We start from the raw sequence: 4032 nt of genomic DNA on the forward strand, positions 1-4032 counted from the left end.
TTGTCTGGCTGAACGATATCCCCGCAATCTGAGGCAATGCCGGCGGCTCGACCGCAACGATTCGGGCGTTTTCCGCGAAATCGTCGTGGCAGCCCTGCCTGCCAGGCGCGGGATCAGGCGTTCTTCAGAATCCGGCCGCGTTCGCGCTGCCAGTCGCGTTCCTTGTCGACCGCCCGCTTGTCGTATTCCTTCTTGCCCTTGGCCAGGCCGATCTCCAGCTTGGCCTTGCCGCGCTTCCAGTACAGCGACAACGGCACCAGCGTGTAGCCCTTGCGTTCGACGGCGCCGATCAGCCGGTTGATCTCGGAGTGCTGCAGCAACAGCTTGCGCGTGCGGCTCGGGTCCGGGTGGATATGGGTCGAAGCCGTGGGGAGCGGCGTCACGTGGGCGCCGAACAGCCACGCCTCGCCGTTGCGCAGCAGCACGTAGGACTCGCTCAACTGCGCGCGCCCGTCGCGCAATGACTTCACCTCCCAACCCTCCAGGACCAGTCCGGCCTCGAGCCGGTCCTCGATGAAGAAGTCATGTCTCGCCTTGCGGTTGACCGCGATGGTGTTGGATGCGGCCTGGTTCTTGGGGTTCTTTTTCGCCATAACGTCTCAGTATACCAAGGCGCCTGCGCGGACGGCTCACTTCCCGCCGCCTATTCCAGCCTGCCTCGGGCGGTCAGTTGAGCCCCTGCCGGGGTTGCCGCACAATCCGGAAAAACCAGGGGGAAGTTTTGATGCCAGCGACGGTCTCGATCCACGGTCAGTGGTCCACCCGATTGGCCTTCATCCTTGCGGCGACGGGCTCGGCGGTCGGACTGGGGAACATCTGGCGTTTTCCCTACATCGTCGGTGACAACGGCGGCGGGGCCTTCGTGCTGGTCTATCTCGCCTGCATCCTGCTGATCGGGCTGCCGATCATGATGGCCGAGATCCTGCTGGGGCGCCGCGGGCGCCAGAGCCCGATCAACACAATGCTGACGGTGGCGCGCGAAGAGGGACTGAGCCGGGGCTGGGGGCTGATGGGCTGGATCGGGGTGCTCGCGGGATTCCTGATCCTGTCCTTTTACAGCGTCATTGCCGGCTGGGCGCTGGCCTATGTCTTCAAGTCCGGGAGCGGCGGATTCATCGGGCTCGATGCCGAGGGTTCGTCGGAAATGTTCGGGGCCATGCTGGCGAGCCCGGAGGCCCTGCTGGCTTGGCACACCATCTTCATGGTCATGACGGCCATGGTCGTCGCGCGAGGGGTACGCTCGGGACTGGAGCGGGCGGTGACCATTCTGATGCCCCTGCTGGTGCTGCTGCTGGTCGTCCTGGTCGGCTATTCCATGGCGCAGGGCGAGTTCATCGCCGGTGTGCAGTTCCTGTTCCAGCCTGACTTCTCCGCGCTCTCCGCGAATGCAGTGCTGCTGGCGATGGGTCAGGCCTTCTTCACGCTGAGCCTCGGGATGGGCGCGATCATGGTCTATGGCAGCTACCTGAGCAGCGAAGCCTCGGTCGCGAAGACTTCCGGGGCTGTGGTTGCCGCGGACACGCTGGTCGCCCTGCTTGCGGGACTCGCGATCTTCCCCATTCTGTTCGCCGCTGGGCTCTCCCCGGGGCAGGGGCCCGGCCTGATCTTCGTGACCCTGCCGCTGGCCTTTGCCGAGATGCCGATGGGGCTTTATTTCGGGACCGTCTTCTTCGTGCTGCTGGTCTTCGCGGCCTGGACCTCGGCGATATCCCTGATCGAGCCCGCGGTCGCCTTCCTGGTGGAAAACCTGTCATTGACGCGGGTGTTCGCGACCACGCTGGTCGCCATGTTCGCCTGGCTGCTCGGGATCGGCGCCTTGCTGTCGCTGAACGTCTGGTCGGGCTACACGCTGTTCGACATGGGGATTCTCGACCTGCTCGACTATCTCACGGCAAACATCCTGTTGCCGCTCGGCGGTTTCCTGATTGCGCTGTTCGTTGGCTGGCGCATGACCGAGCGCTCGGTGCAGTCGGAATTGCGCCTGAAGCTCGGCTTCGTGTACAGCCTGTGGTACTTCCTGGTCCGCTACGTGGCGCCGATTGCGATCCTGGTGGTGTTTCTGCGCGCGATCGGCCTGGTCTGATGACCACGCGCGTCCAGCGATCGGAGTGGGTGCCCTATTCGGCCGAACAGATGTTCAACCTGGTCAATGATGTCGAGTCCTACCCGGAGTTCCTGCCCCACTGCCGCAGCGCCCGGATTCTCGAGTCACGGGACGGCAGGATCAAGGCCACGATCGAATTGGCCACGGGGGCGCTGCACAAGTCGTTCACTACGTTGAACCGGCTCGAGGCACCGCACCTCATCGATATACGGCTGGTGGACGGCCCGTTCCGCAGTCTTCACGGGTCCTGGACTTTCACCGAGCAGAAGGGTCGCGGCACGCGGATTGCGCTGGATCTCGAGTTCGAGTTCTCCAGCCGCCTGATGTCGCTGGCGATCGGTCCGATCTTCAATCATGTGGCCAACTCGCTGGTCGATGCCTTCGTGCGTCGGGCGAAAGTCATCCACGGAGAGAACCATGGCTGAGCCGGGAGACGGGCAGGGTGGCGAACCGATCGCAGTGGAGGTGGCCTACGCGCGCCCCGACGTGCAGCTCGTGCTGCCCGTGCAGGTGCCCCCGGGCGCTACGGTGGCGGATGCGCTGAGCAGTTCGAGGATCACCGAACGGTTCCCGGAGATCGACCTGGAGACGGCAAAGGTCGGCATCTTCGGCAAGCTGACGCGCATGGACACGGTGTTGAAGCCCCGGGACCGGGTGGAGATCTATCGCCCCCTGATCGCCGACCCCAAGGAGGTCAGGCGACAGCGCGCCGCGGAGGGCAAGCCGACGAAGAAGGGCGGCGCATCATCCAGTGAAGGAAGCTAGTGGGCCAGGTCCGACAGGTTGCCAGGAGAGTCCGTATGGTGGGATGAGCGCATCTGATGACCACGAAAGCTCCGCCGGTGGTCAGCTTCGTGTTGTTTCAAGTGGCGCGGATGTAGGAGGCCAGCCCCTGGCCGATGGGTTTTCCGGCGCGAGATCGGCGAGAGGGCTCGCCTCCTACGGGGGGAGGGTGATGCGGAGCGTGCGTTGTGCACGACAGGACGGCCTGCGGAGCCTTCATGATGATCCGGTGAGCGTGTGCATTGAAGCCGTCCAGGAAGCTCAGCCGCCGGTCTCGGCAGGCGGGCTCGTGTCCTCGATCCTTGCCACGCGGCCGCCTTCGAAGAAGACACTGACCCTTCGTTTCTCGGTCGGACCCCGGCCGGGCCGGGAGTAGTAAACGTAATCCCAGCGGTCCTCCCGGATGAAGGTGCCGAGGACCTGGGGCGACCCCATGAGGAACTCCACCTGCTCCGGCGTCATGCCGTCGCGGATCTGTGCGACCTTGCTGTCCTCGATGGCGTTGCCCTGCTGCACGTCGAGGCGATAGGTGGGAATGCCGCTACAGGCGCTGAGCAGAGTTGCGACGGTGGCAATAGAAATGAGAATCTTAAGCATCAGGCGGGTGTGTCCCGTGATCCGGTTCAGGGCATGGCGCCCGATCTTACAACAATCCACCCCGGGCCAGCAGCAGGTGTCCGGGGCGACGAGGGGACTTCCAGTGGAAACGCAAAACCTCAAGAAGGCGGGGCTCAAGGTCACGTTGCCGCGCATGAAGATCCTCCAGATCCTCGAGGAGTCCGAGACCCGCCACCTGACCGCCGAGGCGATCTACCGCGAACTGCTGGATTCCGGAGAGGAAATCGGCCTGGCCACCGTCTACCGGGTACTGACCCAGTTCGAGGCCGCGGGCCTGGTCTCGCGTCTGCACTTCGAGGGCAACCAGGCCGTTTTCGAACTGGATCGGGGCGGTCATCACGACCACATCATCTGCAACCAGTGCGGGCGTGTCGAGGAGTTCCTTGACGAGACCATCGAACAGCGCCAGCGCCAGATCGCGAAGGAACACGGTTACCGGATCAAGGACCACGCTCTGGTCCTCTACGGTGACTGCCTCGACGAAGACTGCCCCCGCCGCGGCAACTGACAAACGTCCCATTCCGTTA

6 protein-coding genes are annotated in these 4032 nt (G+C 64.1%); 4 read left to right on the forward strand and 2 right to left on the reverse strand.

Annotated features, from left to right (window positions below):
- Nucleotides 1-113 precede the first annotated feature (113 nt).
- The gene (gene smpB / locus EA346_RS00520) at nt 114-593 is read right to left on the reverse strand and encodes an SsrA-binding protein SmpB (protein WP_296754278.1); all 480 of its coding nucleotides are present in this window, start codon (nt 591-593) and stop codon (nt 114-116) included.
- 131 nt (nt 594-724) lie between these two features.
- Between smpB and EA346_RS00525 the strand changes: the two genes are divergently transcribed.
- Genes EA346_RS00525 through EA346_RS00535 form a run of 3 tightly spaced genes read left to right on the forward strand, consistent with a single transcriptional unit; the run spans nt 725 to nt 2869 of the window.
- The gene (locus EA346_RS00525) at nt 725-2083 is read left to right on the forward strand and encodes a sodium-dependent transporter (protein WP_296754280.1); all 1359 of its coding nucleotides are present in this window, start codon (nt 725-727) and stop codon (nt 2081-2083) included.
- On the forward strand, nt 2083-2529 hold the full coding sequence (locus tag EA346_RS00530) for a type II toxin-antitoxin system RatA family toxin (protein ID WP_296754281.1): 447 nt from the start codon (nt 2083-2085) through the stop codon (nt 2527-2529). The genes EA346_RS00525 and EA346_RS00530 overlap by 1 nt, the downstream gene beginning before the upstream one ends.
- The gene (locus EA346_RS00535) at nt 2522-2869 is read left to right on the forward strand and encodes an RnfH family protein (protein WP_296754283.1); all 348 of its coding nucleotides are present in this window, start codon (nt 2522-2524) and stop codon (nt 2867-2869) included. The genes EA346_RS00530 and EA346_RS00535 overlap by 8 nt, the downstream gene beginning before the upstream one ends.
- A 279-nt stretch (nt 2870-3148) precedes the next feature.
- On the opposite strand, the gene EA346_RS00540 is transcribed toward EA346_RS00535, so the two are convergent.
- Nucleotides 3149-3484 (reverse strand): outer membrane protein assembly factor BamE, encoded by a 336-nt coding sequence (locus tag EA346_RS00540; protein ID WP_296754284.1) that lies wholly within the window; start codon nt 3482-3484, stop codon nt 3149-3151.
- Nucleotides 3485-3587: 103 nt separating this feature from the next.
- Here EA346_RS00540 and fur point away from each other — a divergent pair, with 103 nt between their 5' ends.
- On the forward strand, nt 3588-4013 hold the full coding sequence (gene fur / locus EA346_RS00545; RefSeq protein WP_296754285.1) for a ferric iron uptake transcriptional regulator: 426 nt from the start codon (nt 3588-3590) through the stop codon (nt 4011-4013).
- The last annotated feature ends 19 nt before the right edge of the window (nt 4014-4032 follow it).

It is taken from the genome of Thioalkalivibrio sp. (assembly GCF_007692535.1).
In the GTDB taxonomy this organism is placed as follows: Bacteria; Pseudomonadota; Gammaproteobacteria; order Ectothiorhodospirales; family Ectothiorhodospiraceae; genus Thioalkalivibrio.

Bases quoted from the DNA above. Each gene is read 5' to 3' on its own strand.
- EA346_RS00535 (WP_296754283.1), top strand. From the start codon at position 2,522: ATGGCTGAGCCGGGAGACGGGCAGGGTGGCGAACCGATCGCAGTGGAG.
- EA346_RS00540 (WP_296754284.1), bottom strand. From the start codon at position 3,484: ATGCTTAAGATTCTCATTTCTATTGCCACCGTCGCAACTCTGCTCAGC.
- smpB (WP_296754278.1), bottom strand. From the start codon at position 593: ATGGCGAAAAAGAACCCCAAGAACCAGGCCGCATCCAACACCATCGCG.
- EA346_RS00525 (WP_296754280.1), top strand. From the start codon at position 725: ATGCCAGCGACGGTCTCGATCCACGGTCAGTGGTCCACCCGATTGGCC.
- EA346_RS00530 (WP_296754281.1), top strand. From the start codon at position 2,083: ATGACCACGCGCGTCCAGCGATCGGAGTGGGTGCCCTATTCGGCCGAA.